At 50.0% G+C, this 1029-nt stretch carries 2 protein-coding genes and 1 pseudogene; 1 reads left to right on the forward strand and 2 read right to left on the reverse strand.

The features are described from left to right. Positions 1 to 372, reverse strand: a pseudogene (locus NW820_RS12675) (hypothetical protein); the annotation flags it as partial. Between the two features lie 70 nt (positions 373 to 442). Continuing rightward, positions 443 to 688 (reverse strand): GlsB/YeaQ/YmgE family stress response membrane protein, encoded by a 246-nt coding sequence (locus tag NW820_RS12680; RefSeq protein WP_414357675.1) that lies wholly within the window; start codon positions 686 to 688, stop codon positions 443 to 445. 139 nt (positions 689 to 827) lie between these two features. On the opposite strand from NW820_RS12680, the gene NW820_RS12685 reads away from it, so the two are divergent. Continuing rightward, a partial coding sequence (locus NW820_RS12685; protein WP_414407678.1) for a hypothetical protein occupies positions 828 to 1029 on the forward strand: 202 nt, incomplete at its 3' end.

Genomic DNA, 1029 nt, shown 5'->3' on the forward strand with positions numbered 1-1029 from the left:
GTGGATCAAATCAGAAGACATCTGTACCGAGTAAAGTCGCCCATTGACAATCAAAGCCGTGCCGAAGAACCTGGCCCCTCCCTGAGTCGGTCGCAAGCTGCCTCGCACCTCACTGCCTGCTGGAATCGCCAATTGGCCGCTGCCGTTGTAGATGTCCTGGGCTACCCGCAGGGTAAGTGGGTGGGTGCTGTTGGGACTGAAGTACTGGGGCTCTTCTCCCTTGAAGCTCTGGACGGGAATGATGGTGCCCGGCTGCAGTTGGCGCACTCCCAAATCAAACAAGTGCTGGGCAGAAGCAGATGGCATTGTCAACAGACCCATGCTGGGGATGGCTAAGCCAATCATCGCTGCCGAAAGAACACGAATGCTCATAAAAATTCTCCGGTAAATGTTCGATCAAGATCCCAACGGAAACACAAGCCCTTGCGGGCCATCTTAAAGATCAAGCCCGACGAACAAAGCTAATTAACGCCAACAAAACCAAAGCCCCAATCGTGGCCATCAACAAGCTTCCCAACAGGCCCGTAGCCGACAGGCCAAGTAAATCGAAGAGGAATCCTCCAAAAAATGCCCCGCAAACACCAACAATTATGTTGCCTATCAAGCCAAAGCCATAGCCGCGTCGGATATTTCCTGCCAGCCAACCTGCTAGGGCTCCGATTAGGAGAAACCAAAGTATGCTGTTCATAGAACCTACTTCCTCAAGGTATGCCGTTCCTACAGATTACCCCTTGTTGCAAGAAAATAAATGCTCCAAGAACCAACCTTCTATACACTCGGCACACTTGACGGCTACTTACCAAATTGGTAGCCTTTGCCGAGAACAGATGGTTATTTGTCTTTTGATAACAGACCTCTATGGAGATAAAGATAAGAATCTTGTGAATGATTATGAAAGGGATCCCCTGCTTGCTGCAGCTTCACAATACCTAAACCTCAAACAAAAAAAGACTGGCAGTGTGAGGTCTACCAGTCTGAGTCAGTTCCCTGTGAGTGAGCTGATGCCGTCGTTGCCAACGTCTTCAACCC

It is taken from the genome of Synechococcus sp. R55.7, from assembly GCF_047461955.1.
Lineage (GTDB): Bacteria > Cyanobacteriota > Cyanobacteriia > Thermostichales > Thermostichaceae > Thermostichus.